This is a genomic window from Burkholderia sp. Bp8992 (genome assembly GCF_003853705.1).
Lineage (GTDB): Bacteria > Pseudomonadota > Gammaproteobacteria > Burkholderiales > Burkholderiaceae > Burkholderia.
Genome location: NZ_QTQI01000075.1, coordinates 1 through 764, shown reverse-complemented (window position 1 = coordinate 764; position 764 = coordinate 1). Strand labels below are relative to the sequence as shown.

Below are 764 nucleotides of genomic sequence, written 5' to 3'. Positions count from 1 at the left end.
GAGGCAAAGACGCGCTGCGTCAGCACGCCGGGGACGCTGATATCGTTCAGCTCGTTCTCGTCGATGCCACGCCAGCCGATGCCTTGAACCGTGACCGCCGAAATCACCTGGTCGTGTGGACAGCAATACGCGGTGACGCGACCATATGTCGATTCGTTCAGGCCGTGGCGAGCCCGATCCTCTTGCGCCGCATAGGACCGCTTGCTGGTCGGCGATACCCGTTCGTTGGCCATATCTTCATCGATCTTGTCGGCGGGCAGTTCGTAGGCTTTGCGCGTGCCGATGATCGACAGAAACTTGCCGAACGTTTTCGTGCGGGCGGCGTAGGTCTGCCGTCCGCGACGGCCGCCACCGTCCCTGGTCGCGCGTTGCGACCATGTATCCATGAACGTATCGGATGGATTGGGGCCGTCTGCGCGCGCAAGGCTGTACGGCGCATTCGCCAGTACGTAGGCATCCGCCACGCAATGCCCGCTACGTCCCCACGGATCTTCAACATCGGGCAGTGCATCGCCGAAGAACGCCGCCGTCAGGCCCACGATGTTGCCCTGGCTATGGCACACGACGGTAATCGGCACGTCGGCCTGCATGCGGCGAATCGACTCGATCAGCCTCGCCAGGCGCAAAGCGGCGAGCACGCCATATGCGCGGGGCGGCGCGCGATACAGCGGCCGGTTGGTCGGGTTGATCCCCTGGACGGTCACCCATCCGGCCGCGCGGTCGTCGAGGCCGCCGTGCCAGAGATCGGGCAGGCTCGCGCAGCC

Annotated in this window: 1 pseudogene; it reads right to left on the bottom strand. The window is 65.1% G+C overall.

The annotated features are described in order from the left end of the window. Window positions 1–764, bottom strand: a pseudogene (locus DIE03_RS38015) (hypothetical protein); the annotation flags it as partial.